This window comes from Bradyrhizobium sp. (assembly GCF_035484855.1).
Lineage (GTDB): Bacteria > Pseudomonadota > Alphaproteobacteria > Rhizobiales > Xanthobacteraceae > Bradyrhizobium.
Map to the genome: position 1 here is coordinate 1 of NZ_DATHOP010000120.1, position 20,034 is coordinate 20,034.

The 20,034-nt window shown below is 63.6% G+C and carries 24 protein-coding genes; 12 read left to right on the plus strand and 12 right to left on the minus strand.

Annotated elements, in window-relative coordinates:
• Together VK804_RS14030 and flaF are read left to right on the plus strand one after the other, a co-directional pair.
• On the plus strand, positions 1-199 hold a 199-nt coding region (locus tag VK804_RS14030), incomplete at its 5' end, for a flagellin (RefSeq protein ID WP_325371420.1).
• A gap of 209 nt (positions 200-408) precedes the next feature.
• Positions 409-774: a flagellar biosynthesis regulator FlaF gene (gene flaF, locus VK804_RS14035; protein WP_325371421.1), complete on the plus strand. Its 366-nt coding sequence runs from the start codon at positions 409-411 to the stop codon at positions 772-774.
• Between the two features lie 85 nt (positions 775-859).
• Here flaF and VK804_RS14040 read toward each other — a convergent pair whose 3' ends face one another.
• The 4 genes from VK804_RS14040 to VK804_RS14055 form a co-directional block, all read right to left on the minus strand.
• Positions 860-1,216, minus strand: coding sequence for a hypothetical protein (locus VK804_RS14040; protein WP_325371422.1), 357 nt, complete (start codon positions 1,214-1,216; stop codon positions 860-862).
• A gap of 163 nt (positions 1,217-1,379) precedes the next feature.
• Positions 1,380-1,871, minus strand: a complete 492-nt coding sequence (locus VK804_RS14045) for a hypothetical protein (protein WP_325371423.1) — start codon at positions 1,869-1,871, stop codon at positions 1,380-1,382.
• A gap of 17 nt (positions 1,872-1,888) precedes the next feature.
• The gene (gene flgJ / locus VK804_RS14050; RefSeq protein WP_325371442.1) at positions 1,889-2,197 is read right to left on the minus strand and encodes a flagellar assembly peptidoglycan hydrolase FlgJ; all 309 of its coding nucleotides are present in this window, start codon (positions 2,195-2,197) and stop codon (positions 1,889-1,891) included.
• A 53-nt stretch (positions 2,198-2,250) separates the two neighbouring features.
• Positions 2,251-3,375: a flagellar basal body P-ring protein FlgI gene (locus VK804_RS14055; protein ID WP_325371424.1), complete on the minus strand. Its 1,125-nt coding sequence runs from the start codon at positions 3,373-3,375 to the stop codon at positions 2,251-2,253.
• Positions 3,376-3,643: 268 nt separating this feature from the next.
• Between VK804_RS14055 and VK804_RS14060 the strand changes: the two genes are divergently transcribed.
• The 6 genes from VK804_RS14060 (at position 3,644) to VK804_RS14085 (ending at position 10,422) form a co-directional block, all read left to right on the plus strand.
• Positions 3,644-4,060 carry a flagellar assembly protein FliX gene (locus VK804_RS14060; RefSeq protein ID WP_325371443.1) on the plus strand — a complete coding sequence of 139 codons (417 nt, stop codon included), beginning with the start codon at positions 3,644-3,646 and terminating at the stop codon, positions 4,058-4,060.
• A 155-nt stretch (positions 4,061-4,215) separates the two neighbouring features.
• Positions 4,216-4,626, plus strand: coding sequence for an RNA polymerase-binding protein DksA (gene dksA / locus VK804_RS14065; RefSeq protein ID WP_325371425.1), 411 nt, complete (start codon positions 4,216-4,218; stop codon positions 4,624-4,626).
• 107 nt (positions 4,627-4,733) lie between these two features.
• Positions 4,734-5,924 (plus strand): chromate efflux transporter, encoded by a 1,191-nt coding sequence (gene chrA / locus VK804_RS14070; protein ID WP_325371426.1) that lies wholly within the window; start codon positions 4,734-4,736, stop codon positions 5,922-5,924.
• 30 nt (positions 5,925-5,954) lie between these two features.
• Positions 5,955-6,740 carry a 2-keto-4-pentenoate hydratase gene (locus VK804_RS14075; RefSeq protein ID WP_325371427.1) on the plus strand — a complete coding sequence of 262 codons (786 nt, stop codon included), beginning with the start codon at positions 5,955-5,957 and terminating at the stop codon, positions 6,738-6,740.
• A 57-nt stretch (positions 6,741-6,797) separates the two neighbouring features.
• A complete protein-coding gene (locus tag VK804_RS14080; RefSeq protein ID WP_325371428.1) occupies positions 6,798-8,933 on the plus strand; it encodes an HAD-IIIC family phosphatase in 2,136 nt (711 codons plus the stop codon).
• 295 nt (positions 8,934-9,228) lie between these two features.
• Positions 9,229-10,422, plus strand: a complete 1,194-nt coding sequence (locus VK804_RS14085; protein ID WP_325371429.1) for a 2OG-Fe(II) oxygenase — start codon at positions 9,229-9,231, stop codon at positions 10,420-10,422.
• Between the two features lie 41 nt (positions 10,423-10,463).
• Here VK804_RS14085 and VK804_RS14090 read toward each other — a convergent pair whose 3' ends face one another.
• From VK804_RS14090 to VK804_RS14105, 4 genes are all read right to left on the minus strand, one after another.
• A complete protein-coding gene (locus VK804_RS14090; protein WP_325371430.1) occupies positions 10,464-10,841 on the minus strand; it encodes a hypothetical protein in 378 nt (125 codons plus the stop codon).
• A gap of 852 nt (positions 10,842-11,693) precedes the next feature.
• Complete coding sequence (locus tag VK804_RS14095) at positions 11,694-12,089, minus strand: PIN domain-containing protein (protein ID WP_325371431.1); 396 nt, start codon at positions 12,087-12,089, stop codon at positions 11,694-11,696.
• Positions 12,086-12,325 (minus strand): AbrB/MazE/SpoVT family DNA-binding domain-containing protein, encoded by a 240-nt coding sequence (locus VK804_RS14100; protein ID WP_325371432.1) that lies wholly within the window; start codon positions 12,323-12,325, stop codon positions 12,086-12,088. The genes VK804_RS14095 and VK804_RS14100 overlap by 4 nt, the downstream gene beginning before the upstream one ends.
• Before the next feature lie 93 nt (positions 12,326-12,418).
• The gene (locus tag VK804_RS14105; RefSeq protein ID WP_325371433.1) at positions 12,419-12,658 is read right to left on the minus strand and encodes an antitoxin; all 240 of its coding nucleotides are present in this window, start codon (positions 12,656-12,658) and stop codon (positions 12,419-12,421) included.
• A gap of 306 nt (positions 12,659-12,964) precedes the next feature.
• Between VK804_RS14105 and VK804_RS14110 the strand changes: the two genes are divergently transcribed.
• Complete coding sequence (locus VK804_RS14110; protein ID WP_325371434.1) at positions 12,965-13,771, plus strand: DUF4238 domain-containing protein; 807 nt, start codon at positions 12,965-12,967, stop codon at positions 13,769-13,771.
• Between the two features lie 443 nt (positions 13,772-14,214).
• Here VK804_RS14110 and flgH read toward each other — a convergent pair whose 3' ends face one another.
• From flgH to flgF, 4 genes are read right to left on the minus strand one after another with little or no spacing between them, the layout of a single operon-like run.
• On the minus strand, positions 14,215-14,973 hold the full coding sequence (gene flgH, locus VK804_RS14115) for a flagellar basal body L-ring protein FlgH (RefSeq protein ID WP_414642778.1): 759 nt from the start codon (positions 14,971-14,973) through the stop codon (positions 14,215-14,217).
• A 5-nt stretch (positions 14,974-14,978) separates the two neighbouring features.
• Complete coding sequence (gene flgA / locus VK804_RS14120; protein WP_414642779.1) at positions 14,979-16,052, minus strand: flagellar basal body P-ring formation chaperone FlgA; 1,074 nt, start codon at positions 16,050-16,052, stop codon at positions 14,979-14,981.
• Between the two features lie 12 nt (positions 16,053-16,064).
• On the minus strand, positions 16,065-16,853 hold the full coding sequence (flgG, locus tag VK804_RS14125; RefSeq protein ID WP_325371437.1) for a flagellar basal-body rod protein FlgG: 789 nt from the start codon (positions 16,851-16,853) through the stop codon (positions 16,065-16,067).
• 21 nt (positions 16,854-16,874) lie between these two features.
• Entirely contained in the window at positions 16,875-17,639 is a 765-nt protein-coding gene (gene flgF, locus VK804_RS14130; RefSeq protein ID WP_325371438.1) for a flagellar basal-body rod protein FlgF, read from the minus strand.
• A 385-nt stretch (positions 17,640-18,024) separates the two neighbouring features.
• Here flgF and fliL point away from each other — a divergent pair, with 385 nt between their 5' ends.
• From fliL to VK804_RS14145, 3 genes are all read left to right on the plus strand, one after another.
• Complete coding sequence (gene fliL, locus VK804_RS14135) at positions 18,025-18,522, plus strand: flagellar basal body-associated protein FliL (protein WP_325371439.1); 498 nt, start codon at positions 18,025-18,027, stop codon at positions 18,520-18,522.
• Positions 18,523-18,540: 18 nt separating this feature from the next.
• On the plus strand, positions 18,541-19,740 hold the full coding sequence (gene fliM / locus VK804_RS14140; RefSeq protein WP_325371440.1) for a flagellar motor switch protein FliM: 1,200 nt from the start codon (positions 18,541-18,543) through the stop codon (positions 19,738-19,740).
• On the plus strand, positions 19,737-20,034 hold a 298-nt coding region (locus VK804_RS14145), incomplete at its 3' end, for a DUF6468 domain-containing protein (RefSeq protein WP_325371441.1). The genes fliM and VK804_RS14145, both read left to right, overlap by 4 nt.

The window sequence follows — 20,034 nt, forward strand, 5'->3', positions numbered from 1 at the left end:
GTCGATCGTGCAGATCCGCCAGGACTTCTCGAAGAACCTGATCAACGTGCTGCAGACCGGCGCATCCAACCTGACGCTGGCCGACACCAACGAGGAAGCGGCCAACAGCCAGGCGCTGTCGACCCGCCAGTCGATCGCGGTCTCCGCGCTGGCGCTCGCCAACCAGTCGCAGGCGAGCGTGCTGCAACTGCTGCGCTGATCTCGACGACAGCAAGCCATACCGAAACGGCGGGGGAAACCCCGCCGTTTTTTTTGACCGCCATGCGCGGCTAGCGAGCGGTTTCCAAATTTACTCGGTTCCGGACATATTGGTAACGGCCGCTAACCATATTTTAAAGGCAACGAAGTACAAAAGTTGGGCAGCTTTCGAAAGCTAGCGTCCCCGCGAAGCCCCCGTTGAGGTGATGGATGTCTCATGCCGCTCAAGCCTATGCCCGCACGTCGCAAACGACGGCGCCTCCTCGGGAAATCGAGGCGCAGGCGCTGCTGAAGGCGGCAAGGCAGCTGCAGGACGTCCAGACCAACTGGGCCGGTCCGAACAAAAACATGCACAACGCGCTGCTCTTCAATCGCCGGCTGTGGACTATCTTCATGAGTGCTGCCGAAACCGACGACAATCCCCAACCGCTGGAAATTCGCCAGAACATCGCCAACCTCGCCTTATTCGTCATGCAGCGGACCATCGAAATACAGCTCAATCCGGATCCGACGAAGTTGAAGTCGCTGATCGATATCAACTGCAACCTTGCTGCGGGCCTGGCCGGCCGGGGATGATGGGTTCAGGCGGGGGGCGTTGATTGATGACGGATGCAATGAGCATCCTGTCGTCCAGCTACGAATCAATCAGAACCTCGAGGATCTACGCCTTGCGGTCGGTGGCGAGACTACGGGTCGGCTCGCTTTTGGCCAGATCGAGGGCGTGAAAATAGGCCCGGCGGCGCAGCACCGCCTCGTCGGGATATTGCTGCACCACCGTGTCGGTCTTGTCGTCGATGACTTGATAAACGATCGAGGCCGCGGCCTGGTCGATGAAAGCCTGACGCGATACGACATCGCTCGGGGTCTGCGGATCGTTACGCGCCACCGCGCTGGCGTCGGGCGCGGTGACGCTCTGGCCGGGCGGCAGCTCGGTCTCGACCGCGCCTTCGCGCGGGGATTGCACCACAGGCGATTGAGCCGGTGCCCCCACCGGCCTGATGCTGAAATCCGTACTCATGGCAGCCTCCTGGCTCTCCTCGAGTCAAATCCCAACCCCGCTCCGGCGGCAACTATGACATCCACCTCTCAACGCAATGTTAGAGAACGCGCTCAACGGCACGCTGCGGTCGCTGCGACCATTTGATTTGAATTGCTGCTATTGCCGCACGCCGCGCAATCGCTCAGAGCGAACGGCTGACCGCCAGCGGCGTGATGTGACGCGGTCCCGGCGTCGCGCGCCGTCCGGCCGCGGTATAGGTGTTCGGAATATTGCGGCGCTGCATCTCGGTATTGACGCCGCGCACGATGCTCTCGGATACCGCGTGCGCGGTGGCCAGCACCGTTAGATTCACTTGCAGCATGGCGCGGAAGGTGTCGTGATGACGATGCAGCGTGGTCAGAAGCTCGGGTGCTGTTTGCGACAGATATTTCTGGCTGGCCTTCAACTGCCCGACGGCGTTGACATAGCGGCGGGACAACGCGGTCTTGTCGGGTTCGAACGCCATCGCCTCGCGCAGCTTGCCGGCGCGCACCAGCGCGGTTTCGCGCTCGATGACGCCGAGCAGCGCGCTCATGACGTCCATCAGGTTCTCGGCGAGCTTGCGGGCATCGGCCGGGGTCGCGGCCACAGGCGCAGGTGCGGGCGTTTGTTGTCGTTGCGGATTCTGATTCATGGCTGGCTTCCTCGGGTCTAGCTGGCGCGGCCGGCTTGCTGCAGGATCAGCGTGCGGTAGACTTCGTTGGAAATTCCGACGCCGCCGGCCTTGGCGAAGGTCTTCGAATATTGTTCGGTCAGCATCGAGCGCCAAACCCCGGTGCCCGGCGTATCGCCATACGGGCCTTCGCCCTTGAGGCCTGAGGTCATCTGCGAAAACATTTGATTGAGGAACATCGCCTCGAAATCGGTCGCCGTCGACTTGGCCTTGGCCTGCGCCTGCGGCGAGACCTTGGTCAGCGCCTTGGCGAGGTCATAGTCGGGCCGGCCGTTGATCTGGGGCATCGCGGGCTTGCCGGGCAGGGCGCCATGGAGGCTGGCGAATGCGCTGGTCTGCATCACATCACCTCGATGTCGGCTTCGATCGCGCCCGCGGCCTTGATCGCCTGCAGGATGCCGATCAGGTCGCGCGGGCCGATGCCGAGCCCGTTGAGGCCGTCGACCAGCTGCTGCAGCGATACGCCGTCCTTCATGACCGCGAATTTCTTGCCTTCTTCGGACACCGAAACGCTGGTGCGCGGTGTCACCACCGTTCGTCCGCGCGACTGCGGATTGGGCTGGCTGACCTGCCGGCTTTCGGAGATCGTCACGGTCAGATTTCCCTGCGCCACCGCGACGGTGGCAACCCGGACGTCGCGGCCCATCACGATGATGCCGGAGCGTTCGTCGATGATGATCTTGGCCGCGAGGTCGGGCTCGACCTGCAGCTGCTCGATCTCGGTCAGGAAGGCGACCACGTTGCCCTTGAACTCCGGCGGAATCGAGAGCTGCACGGTCGAGGGATCGATCGGCTCGGCGGTCTTGGTGCCGAGGAAATCGTTGACCGCCGCCGCGATCCGCTTGGCGGTGGTGAAATCGGCGTTGCGCAGCGCCAGCCGCACATTGGGCAAACGGTTCAGCGCGAACTCGATCTCGCGCTCGATGATGGCGCCATTGGCGATGCGGCCGACGGTGGGTACGCCGCGCACGATCTTGGCGGCTTCGCCCTCGGCCTGAAAACCCGAAATCGCGACCGAGCCCTGCGCCACCGCATAGACGTTGCCGTCGGCGCCGAGCAGGGGGGTGACGAGCAGGGTGCCGCCCTGCAGGTTCTTGGAATCGCCGAGGGCTGAGACCGTGACGTCCATCCGGGTTCCCTGGGTGCCGAACGGCGGCAGGTTGCCGGTGACCATGACGGCGGCGACGTTGCCGGTGCGGATGGTGGCGCCGCGGATGTTGACGCCCATCCGCTCGAGCATCGCCTGCAGCGATTGCTTGGTGAAGGGGATGTTGTTCAGCGTATCGCCGGTGCCGTTGAGGCCGACCACGAGGCCGTAGCCGATCAGCTGGTTCTGCCGCACGCCCTCGATATTGGCGAGATCCTTGATCCGCGAGGTGGCGCCTGCGGACATGGCTGACAGCGCCAGCGTCGCCAGCGCGGCGCAGGCCAACCCCATTACTCTTGCCGAATAGACGCCAGGCATCCTCTGCTCCCCGCTGAGGTCTTGAAACTTCGGAGCCGCCAGACACTCCCATGACGGGCGATCCGGCATTAACTATGCGAGCGCCGTGCCACGTCCCATCATGGGATTAAGTCATTGATGTTATTTGATAAAATTTTATGCACGAGCCGTCGGCCTGGACCCGGGCGGCGGCGAAACTGCCGTGCGGCGGCAGATTTTGCCGGGCCATTTACGCGCCGTTAACCATAACGGGACCAAGCTCGCCGTCATCGAGCTGCAGGATTTCACCATGCGCATCTACGGACCGAATGGCACCACTTTCGGCCCTCCGGCCGGCACCGTCAGGCGAACCGTTTCCACCGGGTTTGCGCTGCCGGAGGACACCGCATCGGCCCCCGAAGCGCGCGCCGCCAGCGCGCCGAGGGCTGCGGCCAATATCGATGCGCTGCTGGCGCTGCAGGGCATCGAGGAGGATCCGACCGAACGCCGCAAGCGCTCAGTGCAGCGCGGCAAAGGCGCGCTCGACGTGCTGGACGACCTCAAGATCGGGCTGTTGTCGGGCAATTTCGACACCTCCACGGTAAGTCGGCTGCGTGACGCAGCCGCCAACCTGAAATCCTCCTCCGGCGATCCGGGGCTGGACGCGGTGCTGTCCGAGATCGAACTCAGGGTCGAAGTCGAACTGGCCAAAGCCGGGCAGTTCTAGGCGGCATTGGCCTTGCGCACAGGTTCCTGCCGGGAAACCCCCTCCTTGCACAGTTTCACGGCGGCGGCCGATATTGTCTGTCACATGACGCCGCTATATAAGGCGCGCGCGGACGGACCGTTTCCGGCCGCCTTGCACGTGAAGATGGGCTGGCCTTGGAAAAGTTGAAGAATTATCGACCCTCCGAAAAAGAGCCTTTCATGAACGAGCGCCAGCGCGATTATTTTCGCGCCAAGCTTCTCTCCTGGAAGGACGAAATCCTGAGGGAATCGCGGATCACGCTGCAGACCCTGCAGGAAGAGAACGTCAATCATCCCGATCTCGCCGACCGCGCGTCCTCGGAAACCGACCGCGCGATCGAACTGCGCGCGCGCGACCGGCAGCGCAAGCTGATCTCCAAGATCGACGCGGCGCTGCTGCGGATCGAGGACAACACCTACGGCTATTGCGAGGAAACCGGCGAGCCGATCTCGCTGAAGCGGCTGGAGGCGCGCCCGATCGCGACGCTGTCGGTGGAGGCGCAGGAGCGCCACGAAAAACGCGAGAAAGTCTATCGCGACGAGTAGGTTTGGCCGCCAACGTGCGGTCATTTTGATTTCTGAGGACGGCGATCCGGAAGCCGCCGATGAATAAGCTCGGGGCCACCGACGCCGGGCAGGCACGGGGCCCTCCCATGAGCGACGAACCTCGACAGGGCAGCGCCGCCGAGGTGTTCGCGGTTTTCACAAAGCTCGGCCTGACCTCGTTCGGCGGGCCGGTCGCCCATCTCGGCTATTTCCGCAACGAGTTCGTCGAGCGTCGCCAATGGCTGGACGAGCCGACCTATGCCGATCTGGTCGCGCTATGCCAGTTCCTGCCGGGTCCGGCCTCCAGCCAGGTCGGAATTTCGATCGGGCTGTTGCGCGCGGGATATCTCGGCGCGCTCGCCGCCTGGACCGCGTTCACGCTGCCGTCGGCGCTGGCGCTGGTCGCCTTCGCCTACGGACTTTCGGCTTTCGGCAATGCGCTCGCCAGCGGCTGGCTGCACGGGCTGAAGGTCGCGGCCGTCGCGGTGGTGGCGCTCGCCATCCTCGGCATGGCGCGGACGCTTGCGCCCGACCGCGAACGCGCCAGTCTCGCGGTGCTGGCGCTCGTGATCGCGCTTGCGATTCCCTCGGCCTGGGGACAGATCGGCGCCATCGTCGTCGGCGGCATCATCGGTGTGGTGTTCCTGAAGGCGGAAGCGCCGGCTGTGCAGACGAGCTTCAGGCTGCCGGGGAGCCGCGCCAGCGCGATCATCGCGCTCGTCATTTTCGCCGCGCTGCTCGCGGGCTTGCCCGTTCTCGCGGCCCTTACCGGCGATCCCGATATTCGCCTGGTCGACACCTTTTATCGCGTCGGCTCGCTGGTGTTCGGCGGCGGCCATGTCGTGCTGCCGCTGCTGCAGGCCGAGATGGTGCCGCCGGGCTGGGTCGGCAACGACGCCTTCCTCGCCGGCTACGGCGCGGCGCAGGCGGTGCCGGGGCCGCTGTTTACGTTTGCCGCCTATCTCGGCGCCGTCATCGGCGGCTGGAAAACGGCCGTCCTCTGCCTGGTTGCGATTTTCTTGCCTTCGTTCCTGCTGGTAATCGGCATCCTGCCATTCTGGGATGGCTTGCGGCGCAGGCAGAGGGCACAGGCCGCGCTGCGCGGCGTCAACGCCGCCGTCGTCGGCCTCCTGCTCGCGGCATTCTACAATCCGGTCTGGACCTCGGGCATCCTCGGCAAGGCCGACTTCGGCCTTGCGGCGGTCGCATTCCTGCTGCTGTTTCTGTGGCGAACGCCGCCATGGCTGGTGGTCGTTCTCTGCGCGGCGAGCGGTGAATTGCTGGCCGCGTTGCCGTGACGATCTGGTCGCATCGTTGAAAGGCCGCCGATGAACGCAACGCTCGAAGCCGCCGGGATCATCGCCGCCGCCCGTCGCAACCGCATGCCGCTCGATTCCGTTCCCGGCGCTGCCGCACCGCGGACCGAGGCGGAAGGCTATCTGATCCAGGACGCGCTGCACGGCCTGCTGGCGGCCGATTTCGGCGCCCGCGTCGGCTACAAGATCGGCTGCACCAGCGCGGTGATGCAGCAATATCTCGGCATCCCGCATCCCTGCAGCGGCGGCGTGTTCGCCAAAGGCGTTCACGGCAGCGGCGTTTCCTTGCCAGCGAAAAATTTCGTCCGCGTCGGCGTCGAATGCGAAATCGCGGTAAGGCTGGCGCGCGACCTTCCGGCCGCAACTGTGCCGTTCACGGCGGATACGGTCAGCCAGGCGATCGCTGACTATTTGCCGGCGATCGAGATCGTCGACGACCGCTACAGCGACTGGCAAACCATCGGCGCGCCGACGCTGGTGGCCGATGATTTCTTCGCCGCCGGTTGCGTGCTCGGGACGCCCGTGGCGCGCGCCGCCGCGCCGGATTTGCTTGATGTGATCGGCCGCGCCGTCATCAACGGCGTTGAAGTGGGGCGGGGCACTGGCGCCGACGTGCTTGGCCACCCGCATCAGGCGCTGGCGTGGCTCGCCAACCATCTCGCCGCGACCGGCAAAACCCTGCGCGCCGGCGAGATCGTGCTGACCGGCAGCCTTGTCAAGACGGTGTGGCTCGGGTCAGGCGACCGCGTCACGATGGAGCTGGAGGAGCTGGGCAGCGTGGACATCTCATTCCTTTAGCCGGACGCCCCGACAAGACGCGCGCGAATCAGATGGCGGTTGTTGTATTAGCCAGGCATGATCCTGCGTCGCTCCCGCTTCATCCATCAACTGCCGGTCGGCAAGGACCGTACGCTGATCGTGCATGCGATCAGCCAGACCCGCTTGCCGGCCGACCGCGACATCGGCGCGCTGATTGAGCATTTCGCCGAGCCGCGTCAAATCCCCGGGGATTGCGCCGCCATGACGGCGCTGTTTCCGGACACCGGCAACCCGGCTGACATGCGCGACATCGTCGAACACACGGTGATGGAGCTAAAGTCGCGCGGCATCCTGACGGAACTCACGCCGGAACAGGAACTGGCCGAGATCGGCCGTGAACTCTCCGCCAAGCACGGCCGTGATCCCACTGAGCTGCTCAAGCGCTACCGCCGCGAGGCAAAGGAGGGTGTCGCCTCCTATTGGGCAGTCGGCGCCGCCTACGGCCTCGATGATCTCGGCGGCGATCGCCGCCGCGTCGATGCGCTTTTGTTCGGCGATTGCGATATCCAGATGGAAGCCGATTTCCTGCGCCGCGAGGCGGCGCGCCGCGGCATCGACCTGCACGTCTCGGCGACGTTCCCCGACGACACGAGGTTTGCGGCCGAGCGCAAACACGACATCGTCTTCGTCGGCGCGTTGCGGGCACGCCATCTCGTCGCCGAGGACACAGACGGCATCAACCCGCACGCGGCCTATATCGCCCACGCCACCCAGCTCCTGACCGAATTGCGCGCGATGACATCGGCGCCGATTTTGATCGACAACCTGCCGGAGCCGACCGTGCAGCCGCTCGGGCTAGCCGAACGCGGCGTCAAGGGCCACCGCACCCGCTTCCGCCTGACCAATGTCGCGTTCGCCGAACTCGCCAATGCCTTCCCCGACGTCTATGTGATCGACATCGCCGCCGCTCTCGCAGCCGGCGGCGCCGAAAAACTGCTCGACGACGGGCAGGTGGGATTTACCCATTTCGGCTCGCCGGGATGGCTGCTGCAGCGCCCCGAGAGCGAGAAGGCCGCCGTCCACGGCATCTTCCCGGATACCGCGCCACTGGCGCAGGCGGTAGGCCACGATCCCTATGGTCGCGAGGCGGTGACAGCGCAAAAGCACATCGACGCGCTGGTCACCGTAATGGGGATCGGGCGCAAGAAGTGCGTCATCCTCGATCTCGACGGCACCCTGTGGCCGGGGGTGTTGGCGGAGACCGGCAGTCCGTTCGCATGGACGCCGGAAATCAGCGGCGCGTTCTCCTTCATCGGGCTGTATTTCGGGCTGCACGAGGCGCTGCTGTGTCTGAAGCGGCGCGGCGTGGTGCTGGCCTGCGTCAGCAAGAACGACGAGGCTACCGTGCGCGAGCTCTGGAAATATCCGGAGCATTATCCCGCCGAGCGGCTGCTCAAGCGGGAGGATTTCGTCACCTGGCGCGTCAACTGGGACGACAAGGTCGGCAACATCCGTTCGATTGCCGATGAACTCGGCTTCGCGCTCGATGCCTTCCTGTTCATCGACGACAACGCCGTCGAGCGCGATCGGGTGCGGCAGCGCCTGCCCGAGGTCGAAGTCTGGGGCGAGGATCCCTTCGGCCTGCGCCGCCGCCTGCTCGACGATCCGCGATTGCAGATCCCGGTCATCACCGCGGAGGCGGCCGCGCGCAGCGAACTGGTCAAGGCGCAGATCGCGCGGCAGCAGCTACGGGCCGAGACGCTTGGCGAAGCGCAATACATCCAGTCGCTGCGGATCGAATGCCGGATCGAACAGCTGGCGGCGGGCTCTCCGAAACTGCCGCGGGTCGAGGAGCTGTTTCAGCGCACCACGCAGTTCAACACCACGGGCAGAAAATTCTCCGCGACCGAACTTTCGGCGCTGGCGGAAAATCCCGACGCCCGCCTGTTCGCGATCGAGGTGTCGGACCGGCTCGGCGATCACGGCCTGGTCGGCGCCGCCGTGATCGAGAATTTCGAGATCACCGGGCTTGCCATCAGCTGCCGCGCGCTCGGCATCGGCATCGAACACACCTTCCTGCGCCATGTGCTCGATGAAACGAAGGCCGCGCTTCGCGCGCGCATTGTCCCGTCGTCGCGCAACATCCCGGCGCGCAACATTTTCCGTGACAACGGTTTTGTCGAGGTGGAAGGCGGCGTCTGGCAGTTCGGCAGGCTTTCCGCGGCGAGCTGACGCCAGGCTTTGCCGGCGATCGCGACGCCAGCGATCCGAGACGCGGCACCGGAGTCTTGTTTCCAGATCTTTCTGACGCCCGCCACGAAACAGCAGGGAACATCTTCGCGGCGTCGGTAATATTTCGTTAACCACGTTTACCCTAACGTCCGCGCGGTCTCCAGGCGACCCAGGCGATTCACGTCGCGACAGGTTTTGCCCGCCTGCCGTTTCGGTTCCGACGGCGGGATCAGGTGGGGACCTCGCCGCATTCCGCCGCCTCGATGGCGGGGAAACTGTCCTGGGAGATTTTTTCATGCTGCAACCGGCCGCAAGCGACAACCGCATCGTGCTCGGCGATCCCGTGCCGCCGTTCAGCGCGCCGCTCGTCACGGGCGGTTCGTTCGACCTCCATGTCAGCGCCGGCCGCTGGGTAGCTCTGAGCTTCCTGGGCTCGCCGGAAAATCCGCGCGCGATGCTCGAGATCGCCGAATTGGTGCGCGAGAGCGGCTCGTTCAATGAGGACCATCTCGTCGTCGGCTGCGTCTTCACCGCGCCGCCCGCCGATATCGAGAGCCTGAAGGCGATCGCCGGCTCGACGCTGTTCTTCCTCGCCGACTATGACGGCGCCATCAGCCGCGCCTACGGTGCGCATTCGATGCCGCGCACCGTCGTGCTCGATCCGATGCAGCGCGCGGTCGCCGATATCGCCTGGGACATTCGGAGCGGACATGCCGAGACCGTGCGCAACGTGCTGCGCAGCCTGCCCGCGGTTGACGATTCCGCAGGCGTTCCGATGTCCGCGCCGGCGCTGATCGTGCCGCGCGTGTTCAGTTTCGAGCTGTGCGATTTCCTGGTGCAGTTCTACCAACAGCAGGGCGGCGTCGAAAGCGGCTTTCAGTACGACATCGACGGCAAGACCGCGACGCTGTCCGACTTCCGCCTGAAGCGCCGCCGCGACGTCGCGGTCGCGATTCCCGAGGTCCGCGATCTCGTGCGCGGCCAGATCGTGCGCCGGCTGGTTCCCGCGATCGAGCGCTACTTCCAATTCAAGGCGACGCGGATGGATCGCTGCATCGTTGCCTGCTACGACAGCGCGGACGGCGGCCATTTCCATCGCCATCGCGACAACGTCAACGCCGCCGCGCAGCATCGGCGCTTTGCGGTCTCGATGAACCTCAACAAGGATTTCGACGGCTGCGACCTGGTATTCCCCGAATTCGGCCGCAAGGCCTACCGGCCGCCGGAAGGCGGCGCCATCGTGTTTTCCTGTGGCGCGCTGCATCAGGTGACGCCGGTCACTCGCGGCCGGCGCTATGCCTTCCTGGCGTTCCTCTACGGCGAGGATGACGCCGAGCGCCGCGAGGCCAACAACGCCAGACTGCACGCCGGCGAGACGCACTATAGCGGCGGCAACGACCGGCTGTTTCCCGAAGCTGCCCGCGATAACGGCAACGGCGATCCCGTCCGGCTCGCGGCGGCGGATGCCGGCGAACTGGTTCCGGGCTAACGAGAGCGTTCCGAACGCGGCGACGCCGCCGCGTCGAACGGTCAGCTGTGCCGGCGCACCAGCGGCCGCGGCGGCAAAGGCATCGGCGGGGGCGGCGGCAGATCGCGTCGCCACAGGGTTCCGCTGTCGAACTGAACCGTCATGCCGTCGGGTGAATAGACCGCGCCCTGGTTCCAGGCATCGACCCAGATCCGCCTGTCCGGCGCCGTCCAGTCCGGCCAGGCGCGGGCGGGCTGGCCCGCCTCGTCGACCAGATTGAGGTCCTGTCCGTTCTGGGTGATGAAGGCCGGCGCGCCGATCATGCCGTCGCGGCAGTCCGCGACGCATCGATAGGGGCCGGTCAGATTGACCGATTGCGCCATTGCCGGGCCCGCGGCCAGCAGGCCGAGGATGCCTGCGGCCAATGATGTCATTCTCATGAAAATCGCTCCATTGCTCAGCACCGAAAGCGACCAGCCATCGCTTGCGGCGACCTGCTTCATTGATTCCGATCGGGGCCTTCTGGTTCCGTCGAGGATGATTTTGTGAAGGGAATTGACCGGGCCGGTTCCCTCGCGGCGAAGTCCGCAAAGCGCCGCCGGCCGCGTGATTGGAACCCGTGGCTGGCGTCATTGCGAGCGCAGCGAAGCAATCCATTCTTTCTTTGCTCGGCAAGTCGGCAAGATGGATTGCTTCGCTGCGCTCGCAATGACGCTGAAACATGACTCCGCGATCTCGCCGCATGCGTTTTGCGCGAGGTATTCCTTTATCTCCGCCCTCTCAAACAAAGGGCGCAGGGAATGCCGGGCGGCCGATGCGCCCGATAGCCGCGTGTGCGATGGTAGTAGGTAGAATGCACACGCGTTAGCAGGTCACACCGGAATCACCCGGCATTCCCCACGCAATGGTTTTAACGGCTACTTCGTGATCTCCCCGGTGCTCCGGGCTTGTTGGCCACCGTCGCCTGCGCTCCTTCTCGCAGACTTGACACCAGCGTCGGGGTGTCAGGACCACACGACTTCGCACGTCCGCTTCAAGTGCCATCGTCAGAAGCACCATCGGCGTCCACCGCACCCCGCCCCGCGTTTCGCGACGATCATGATACGCCCCTTTTGGTGGGACGGGATGGGGTGAATATAGGTGTGATTTTTGATTCTGTAAAACAGAATATTTTTTCGTGGAGGGCTTGACATCAAGGCAAATCAGTGCCGTCGTTTCCGATAATCGGAAGTAATGTACGTCGAGGCCGATCATTCGCTGACGAACACGCGGACGCGCGGATCGGCTTCGTTTCAGAGAAACGGATTGACGATGGCGAGGTCGCCGAAGGTGCGGCCGTTCTGCATGTCTTCCGTGAACAGCGTGTCGCAGCCGGCCTCGATCGCGGCGGCGACGATGAGCGCATCGTAGAAGGACAGGCCGTGATCGCGGGCAAGCGCGAGGGCGGCTCCGTGGGTCAGCACGAAGATGCTGCGCACGCGCCCTGACCGGCCGCGCACAAGGCTGAGCGTCGCTTCGACATCGGGCCACGGCCATTTGAGCTTGGTTCGCGCGACATTGGCGAACTCGTTCAGGACCTGGACGCTGATCGCGCCTCCGGCCGCCAGGAGCCGCTCGGCCGCCCGGCAGCGCGGATCATTCGACAGGACGGCATAGACCAGAATGTTGGTGTCCAGGAAAGCCTTCACCGCTTGTTGGCATCCTCGCGGTTCCAGACGAATCCCTCAGGTCGGGGCTTTTGTAGCTCACGGAGCCTGCGGATAAAATCGCCTTGACCATCGTCCTTCGCAATCACGATGGTTTCGACGTCCGCGGAGACGACGTTGATATTGTCGCCCTCGACGAGACCGAGGTCCTCGACCAGCTTCTTGGGGAGCCGTACCGCAAGGCTGTTGCCCCATTTCGAGACCTGCACGTTAGACACTCCATTATATCCTGATTTGATGTATATCATAGTATGGATATCATGGGCTTTCAAGACGCGCGCCACCGCCGCGAACGAGCCGGTATGAGGTTGTCATTCGTCGAAGAAAACGCGCGGGTCAGGTTCGGCCGGCGGATCGTCGGGGATGCCGTCAGGCAAAAAGTCTCGTGTGCCGAGTTCATCGAGACGCGCGAACCACGCCTCGATATCGATGGGCGGCGGCCTTTGCAGCGGCTCCAGGATAACCTTGTCGCCGACCTTGCTGATCCGCACCTCGGTGCCCTGGAAGCGAAATGCCTCGGGCAGGCGCACGGCCTGGCTGCGGCCATGCATGAACAGTTGGCGGTTGCACTCATGATTCGCCTCCCTCACGATTTCGATGGATGCGCGGCTCGTCGATGCCGTCTTCGGGAAACAAATCTTCCCCGTGACTTGACGATTGTCAGCCTACGCTGGCCCTTGCTCTTAAATATATCAATCGACCGTTTTGATTTTATAGAAGAGGGTTTTCGACCCCTGCGATTCGTTTTCGCGTGGCTCCCAAGCCGCGCCCTTGTGGGAAGGCTAGACAGCATTCTCAAAGCGCGAGTTACCACTCCTGCTAAAAAAATACAACGATGAGGCGTGGAGAAAGTTCTCATGAACAATGAGCCAAGCGATCATCATTACGTGCCCCAATTCTACCTGCGCAATTTTGCGGTCGGTCCAGAACAGAAGAAGCTGACCACTGTCGCGAAGCACGGTCACTTAGCTGTGTGGGCCGAACGCTCAATTGAGAACCTTGGCTATGAACGTGATCTATATGTGCACTTTCGGCGGGGCGTTCCTGTATCCGTTGAGGGCGATATCAATCGCGCCATCGAAACACCAATCTCACAGAGCGACACGTGGGCAAAAGTCGTTAGCGGTCGAACCGACGCGCGCGATAGGTCCGATAAGCCAATCCTGTATGCCCTCATCAGGCATCTTCACGCCCGAACGCCACACGCCTTTTCCACGATGAGGGAACTCAGTGAGCTTTCCGCTTCACCGGACAGCGACATTCCATTCACCGATGAAGAACGCGAAATGGAGGCCCAGCTTCGTAGCAATCCGGGGCTCGCAAACGCTATGTTCAATATGATGGTGTCCTCACTGGACTGGACTGTAGACGCTTATCGAGGAGCGGAACTTTCAATCTGGCGCTCACCCATACCACTCCGTTCCTCGACGACGCCAGTTTTCGCGATGGGGGCACCAGCGCATCCGGCACTGCGCTTGCCCCTACCAGGAATGACGCCTTACCAATTGATCGTAGCGCTCAATAGAACAACGCTGGCAACGTTGGTGCTCGCGATTTTGACGACGCCTTCAGTAACATCGAAATTGATGCTCACGTCGCACGCGAAATCAATCGGCGCGTTGCTGGTCAGTTTGCCTATTTCCCGGCCATTCGACACCCAATAACAGGGCGTGACGATCTGATCACCGATATGACTTGGGCATCGTATGATCTAATTGAAGAAACCGCCCGCAAAATCACGTTCCGGCAAAAGGGCAACGAAGGCTAGCGAAACCTCGCTGAGTGGTCCCTCAGGAATTTCCTGGTCGTAGCAGAGCGTGGTAGCAATGGCGAAGCGACAAAGCTAATTTGCGCACGTTTTATAAGGGTTTTCTAAGGCGTTCGGTCCTTCCCCTAGAGAGCGACCAGAGCCGCCGCGCAGTGCGTAAGATAAGACCCGCGGCGATCGCCTTTAGCCGACTTCGCGAAATGCCCTATAGAGCGCGGGCCTTTTCTTCTTGCCACCCCCCAAACGCTCACGGCCTCCGCCAGGGGAGCTGGCGGAGGCCGCGTAGTACATCGCATCGCGCCTAGGTTCGCGACGTGATGTGGGAGCTCGTGTCAGACGCTAGAACGGCAGCAGCACGTCCATGACCTGTTGGCCGTAGCGCGGCTGTTGGATGTCCATGATCTGGCCGCGGCCGCCATAGGCGATGCGGGCCTGCGCGATCTTTGAGGAATCGATGGTGTTGTCGCTCTGGATGTCCTCGGGGCGCACGATGCCGGCGACGATCAGTTCGCGCACCTCGTAATTGACGCGGATCTCCTGCTTGCCCTCGACCACGAGATTGCCGTTCGGCAGCAGCTGCGTCACCACCGCGGCGATGTTGGTGGTCAGGCTTTCCTGGCGCTGGATCGAGCCCTTGCCGTCGTATTGGGACGCCCCGTTCGCCGCCAGGAGGTTGCCCGGCAGCACCTTCTGCGCCTGCGCGCCGAGCGTCTTGGCGCCAAGGAAGTCGGTGATGGCGGAGCTTTCCGTGCCGGTGAGATTGCGCTGGGTCTCGTTGGCGAAGTTGGCCTGGTCGGTGATGTTGACGGTCACCGTCAGGAGATCGCCGATCTGGTGGGCGCGCTGGTCCTTGAAGAACGAGCGCGAGCCGTTGCGCCACAGCGAATTGGCGTTGTACGACACCGCTTCCGGCTTCGGCATCGGCATCTGCACCGGCTTGTAGCCGGGCTGCGCCGTGGGATTGTCGATCGACGACAGTTTCGGCTGCTCGCCGATCTGGGAAAGCCGGTTGATGCCCGAGCATCCGCCGGTCGCGCTGAGAAGCGCGAGCAGCGAAGTCGTACTGACGAGGCGCTTGAAGCTACTGGACCTGAACATCAACATTACTCGGTTTTTGGAGAAGCTTGCGTGGCGTTGCCGGCGGCGAGCGAAACCTGCGGCGCCGTCTCCAGGGCGCCGACCGTCGAGGATGCATCGGCTGCGTCCGGACGCGGCGTGGCGACCGAGATCGCGACCTGGCCGCGGCCGACCACGACGCCGGTCACCGTGCGCTTGGATTGCAAATTGAGCACGCTGACGACGTCGCCTTCGGTGCCGCCCTCCAGCGCCTTGCCGCGAACGGTGAGATAGATCCCGGTGGACTGAAAGATCAGCGTGACGGTCTGGTCGCGCTGCACCAGGTCGGGCTTGACCAGATCGGCGGTGCGCAACGCCGCGCCGGCCCGCATGGCTTTTCGCATCTGCATGCCGACCGCGCGGTCGCGCGATGCCGCGTCATTGCCGATGGCGATTTTGGGGCGGCGCTCGATCACGATGTCGGATGATTTCAGGAGATCGTTGCGCTCGACGTCGCGCACCAGGATCGCAGCCGCCACGGTCTCGATCGCGGTGCCGGTGAAGCGGAGTCTGGTGGACGCCAGCCCTGCGTCATTGGCGATCTCGAAGGAGACGTCGAAGCGGGTCGAACGCGGGTCGTATTGCGAGGAGACCGCGGCCATCGCACCGGTGTTGACGGCATCTAACCGCATGTCCTGCAGGTCGCGGTCGAAGGTCAGGCTGAGATTGGCGGCATCGCCAAGCCCGCCGCGATGCTCCAGCGCATGCGCGACCTGGGCTTCGATGTCCTTGGCATCCAGCGTGCGGGCGAGCCGCGTCACCGAAATCTCGTGCAGGTCTTTGGTGTCGACGCCGATCACCTGGTGGGCGCGCAGCACGGCGAGCACCTGCGCGGTCGGCAGCGAGCCGGTGGTGCCGAGATCGGGCGCGCGGTAGATCGCGATCTGCGCGGCGGTACCGGCATTGTCGACGAGGTCGCCGATCCGCACCACGTCGCCGGAGACGGTGACGTTGGCGCGTAGCGCCGGCGCCACGATCACGTCGTCGGCGTCTTGCGCCCAAGCCGCAGTCGCGGACGCCGCGAGCAGGGCGGTAGCAAGGAGAAACGAACGCAGCGTCATCATCGGCTCCCGTTACCTGAACAGCGCGGAGGTGGTTTGCATCATCTGGTCGGCGGCGCTGACCACCTTGGCGTTCATCTCGTAGGCGCGCTGGGCGGCGATCAGATTGGACATCTCCGAAACCACGTCGACATTGGCCTGCTCGAGGCTGCCCTGAGTGATGCTGCCATAGCCCTCGGCACTGGCGAGACCGTCCTGCGGCGGCCCGGAGGAGGGGGTGTCGGTGAACAAATTGTTGCCGACCGGCTGCAGGCCGGCCTTGTTGATGAAGCGCGTCAGCGCGATCTGGCCGATGATCGAGGAGTTGGTCGATCCCGGCAGCGTCACCGAGACCTGGCCCTGCGCGTTGATCGTGATACCCGAAGCGTTGTTTGGAATGGTGATGCCGGGCTGCACCGGATTGCCCTGCGCATTGACGATGCGGCCCTGGTTGTCCATCTGGAAGGTGCCGTCGCGGGTGTATTGAAAGGTGCCGTCCGGCATCTGGATCTTGAAGAAGCCTTCGCCGGTGATGGCGAGGTCGAGATCGTTGCCGGTCTGCGACAGCGTGCCCTGCGTCATCGAGCGCGGCGTGCCGACGGTCTTGACGCCGCCGCCGATGTCGATGCCTACGGGCAGGATGGTGCCCTGATCCGAGGACTGCGCGCCGACCCGTCGGATATGCTGGTAGATCAGATCCTGGAATGCCGCGGTCTGTTTCTTGTAGCCGGTGGTTTGCAGGTTCGCGATGTTGTTGGAGATGACCTGGACGCTGAGTTCCTGGGCCGCCATCCCGGTCGCCGCGGTGTGTAGGGCTTGCATGGGTCGTCTCCTGAATGGCCGTTAAGTCGGAACGTCGGCGAGTTGCTGGATCGCGGTCTTGTGTAGGTCGCTCTGCTGCTGCAGCAGGGTGGCAATTTGCGTGTAGGCGCGCGTCACCTCCATCATGGTGCTCATCTCGGCCACCGCGTTGACGTTGCTCTTCTCGAGGAAACCCTGCTTCACCACCGATTTGGTGTCGGGCTGCGCGGTGTTGCCTTCGCCGGCGGCATAGAGGTTCGAGCCCTCTTTCAGCAGCTTCTGCGCATCGGTGAAGCTGACGAGGCGAAGCTTGCCGCGGACCGAATCCGTCCGCCCGCTGCCTTCCAGCACGCTGATGGTGCCGTCGGGCGAAACATTGATGTCATGATCGGTCGGCTGCAACACGATCGGTCCGGAGGTGCCGAGCACGGGATCGCCGTTGGCGGTGACGATCTGGCCCTGGTTGTTGAGCTGCAGGCCGCCGTCGCGGGTGTAGCGTTCGCCGCCGGCGGTCTGCACCACCAGAAAGCCCGAGCCGTCGACCGCGACATCCAGCGGATTGCTGGTCGACTGCGTGGCGCCTTGCTCGAAATCGCGGAAGGTGCCCCGATCCTGCACGTAGCTGACGCTGCGGTCGCTGCCCTTGAAATTGTCTTCGTGCGCGCCCGACTTGAGATATTCCTCAAACATCGGGCGGTCGGCCTTGAAGCCCGTGGTGTCGACGTTGGCGACGTTGTTGGCGACGACATCGAGTTGCCGTTCCAGTACCGCCTGCCGCGAAAGTCCGATGAGAAGTGCATTCTCCATCGGTGGTTCTCCCCTGATCTGTCGATCCGCAAGGAAAGGCCCTCCCAGGCCGTCTTTCGGATCCGTCTCGAACCGGTGAGGCTCTCCCAAGCCGGTAGGTTCGCAAGGGTTATCAGCGAAAGCCGTGCCAAGTTGGAAAATTCAGATTTTATAGAGGGTTAGCTCTATTTCGGGATGCGGCCGGGGGCGGCAATAAGGTCTTGTTGACCATGTTTGCCCGGCAACTTTTTCCTACCCAAAGCGCAAATGAAAGGTTCCATTAACCATTATTACCCTAGCGTTGCACCCAAGAGAGCGCGTCTGCGCCGGGGGCATTTGTATCGCGTCATGGGCTGCCGTTCGCACCTCGCGTTGATTTCCAAATCGTGACGGACCGGGCGGGGCGATGGCAGAGAACGAACAGGCCGAAGGCGCAGGCGAGGCAACCGTTGCCGCGCCGCCGACCAAGGGCAAACTCAAACTGATCATCGCGGTCGTCGGCCTGCTGTTCGTTGTCGGCGGGGGCGCGGCGACCTGGTTCCTGTTCTTCCGCCATCCGGCGGAGGAAATGCACGCCGAGGCGCCGCCGGCCAAGCCGCCGGTATTCGTCGAGGTGCCGGACATGATGGTCAACCTGGTCGGCGTCGCCGGCGAGCGCGTCCAGTTCCTCAAGATCAAGATCGTGCTCGAGGTCAAGGAGGAGAAGCAGGCCGAGGCGATCAAGCCGTCGATGCCGCGCGTCACCGATATTTTCCAGACCTATCTGCGCGAGTTGCGGCCGACCGATCTCTCAGGCTCCGCCGGCCTGTTCCGCCTGAAGGAAGAACTGACCCGGCGGGTCAACGTCGCGTTGCTGCCGACCCCGGTCAGCGCGGTGCTGTTCAAGGAAGTCGTGGTTCAGTGAGGGCGCGGATCTAAAATCATGGCGGGCAATCCCCTAGACGACCAGGATGCAATCGCAGCCCAATGGGAAGCCTCGCTCGATTCCGAGGACCCGGACGAGGCCGCGGCCGCGGCTGCGGCCAATGAACTCTCCGGCACCATGGCGCTGCAATGGGCCGCCATGGTCGAGGACGGCAGCCGCGACTTCGGCGGCAAGAACAATGGCGAGCGCGTCCTTTCGCAGGAGGAAATCGACAACCTGCTCGGTTTCTCCGTCGGCGAGGTCAATCTCGACGACCATTCCGGCATTCGCGCCATCATCGATTCGGCGATGGTGTCCTACGAGCGTCTGCCGATGCTCGAAATCGTGTTCGACCGCCTGGTGCGGCTGATGACCACGTCCTTGCGCAACTTCACCTCCGACAACGTCGAAGTCTCGCTCGACCGCATCACCTCGGTCCGCTTCGGCGACTACATGAATTCGATTCCGCTGCCGGCGGTGCTATCCGTGTTCAAGGCCGAGGAATGGGAGAATTTTGGCCTCGCCACGGTGGATTCCAGCCTGATCTATTCGATGATCGACGTGCTGCTCGGCGGCCGCCGCGGCCAGACCTCGCTACGGATCGAGGGGCGGCCCTACACGACCATTGAGACCAACCTCGTCAAGCGGCTGATCGAGGTCGTGCTGGCCGACGCCGAGCAGGCGTTCCGGCCGCTGTCGCCGGTCACCTTCAAGATCGACCGGCTCGAGACCAATCCGCGCTTTGCCGCGATCAGCCGGCCGGCGAATGCCGCGATCCTGGTGCGGCTGCACATCGACATGGAAGACCGCGGCGGCAATATCGAGCTGCTGCTGCCCTATGCGACCATCGAGCCGATCCGCAGCGTTTTGCTGCAGATGTTCATGGGCGAAAAATTCGGCCGCGATCAGATCTGGGAAGGGCACCTTGCCACCGAGATGGCGCAGGCGGAGATTTCGGTCGATGACGTGCTCTACGAAGCCAACATTCCGCTCAAGCAACTGATGCGGCTCAAGGTCGGCGACACCCTGCCGCTGGAAATGCGCGCCGACGCGCTGGTGGCGGTGCGCTGCGGCAACGTCACCTTGACCGAGGGACGAATGGGCCGGGTCGGCGATCGCGTCGCCATCCGCGTCACCAAGCAATTGCGCAAGCCGAAGACCACGCTGGCGATGTTCGAGAAGGCCGATGAGCAAACCAAGATGATGGAGGCCCAATGAGTCACTCATTAGGAGTAGCGATCGAAAGCCTGGTGGCATTTCTGCTCATGCTCACAATCGGCTATTGCATGCTGCTGAATGCGCGATTGAAGCGGCTGAAGGCCGACGAGAGTTCGCTGAAGGCGACCATTGGGGAACTGATCACGGCGACCGAAATCGCCGAACGCGCGATCGGCGGGCTCAAGCTCACGGTCCGCGACGTCAACGAGAATCTCAACGCGCAGCTGACCGCCGCGGGCCAGATATCGATCCAGCTCAAGAAGCAGTTGGCCGAAGGCGACAACGTGGTGCGCC

Coding starts and splice junctions, on each gene's coding strand:
- VK804_RS14105 (WP_325371433.1), bottom strand. CDS start 12,658: ATGCATGGCCGCAGCCAGGCCGTGCGCCTGCCCGAGGCATTTCGCTTC.
- VK804_RS14110 (WP_325371434.1), top strand. CDS start 12,965: ATGAACAATGAGCCAAGCGATCATCATTACGTGCCCCAATTCTACCTG.
- VK804_RS14085 (WP_325371429.1), top strand. CDS start 9,229: ATGCTGCAACCGGCCGCAAGCGACAACCGCATCGTGCTCGGCGATCCC.
- flaF (WP_325371421.1), top strand. CDS start 409: ATGTCTCATGCCGCTCAAGCCTATGCCCGCACGTCGCAAACGACGGCG.
- VK804_RS14080 (WP_325371428.1), top strand. CDS start 6,798: ATGATCCTGCGTCGCTCCCGCTTCATCCATCAACTGCCGGTCGGCAAG.
- flgA (WP_414642779.1), bottom strand. CDS start 16,052: ATGACGCTGCGTTCGTTTCTCCTTGCTACCGCCCTGCTCGCGGCGTCC.
- VK804_RS14090 (WP_325371430.1), bottom strand. CDS start 10,841: ATGAGAATGACATCATTGGCCGCAGGCATCCTCGGCCTGCTGGCCGCG.
- VK804_RS14045 (WP_325371423.1), bottom strand. CDS start 1,871: ATGAATCAGAATCCGCAACGACAACAAACGCCCGCACCTGCGCCTGTG.
- flgF (WP_325371438.1), bottom strand. CDS start 17,639: ATGGAGAATGCACTTCTCATCGGACTTTCGCGGCAGGCGGTACTGGAA.
- VK804_RS14055 (WP_325371424.1), bottom strand. CDS start 3,375: ATGCCTGGCGTCTATTCGGCAAGAGTAATGGGGTTGGCCTGCGCCGCG.
- flgG (WP_325371437.1), bottom strand. CDS start 16,853: ATGCAAGCCCTACACACCGCGGCGACCGGGATGGCGGCCCAGGAACTC.
- VK804_RS14060 (WP_325371443.1), top strand. CDS start 3,644: ATGCGCATCTACGGACCGAATGGCACCACTTTCGGCCCTCCGGCCGGC.
- flgJ (WP_325371442.1), bottom strand. CDS start 2,197: ATGCCCCAGATCAACGGCCGGCCCGACTATGACCTCGCCAAGGCGCTG.
- fliM (WP_325371440.1), top strand. CDS start 18,541: ATGGCGGGCAATCCCCTAGACGACCAGGATGCAATCGCAGCCCAATGG.
- VK804_RS14075 (WP_325371427.1), top strand. CDS start 5,955: ATGAACGCAACGCTCGAAGCCGCCGGGATCATCGCCGCCGCCCGTCGC.
- VK804_RS14040 (WP_325371422.1), bottom strand. CDS start 1,216: ATGAGTACGGATTTCAGCATCAGGCCGGTGGGGGCACCGGCTCAATCG.
- chrA (WP_325371426.1), top strand. CDS start 4,734: ATGAGCGACGAACCTCGACAGGGCAGCGCCGCCGAGGTGTTCGCGGTT.
- fliL (WP_325371439.1), top strand. CDS start 18,025: ATGGCAGAGAACGAACAGGCCGAAGGCGCAGGCGAGGCAACCGTTGCC.
- flgH (WP_414642778.1), bottom strand. CDS start 14,973: ATGTTCAGGTCCAGTAGCTTCAAGCGCCTCGTCAGTACGACTTCGCTG.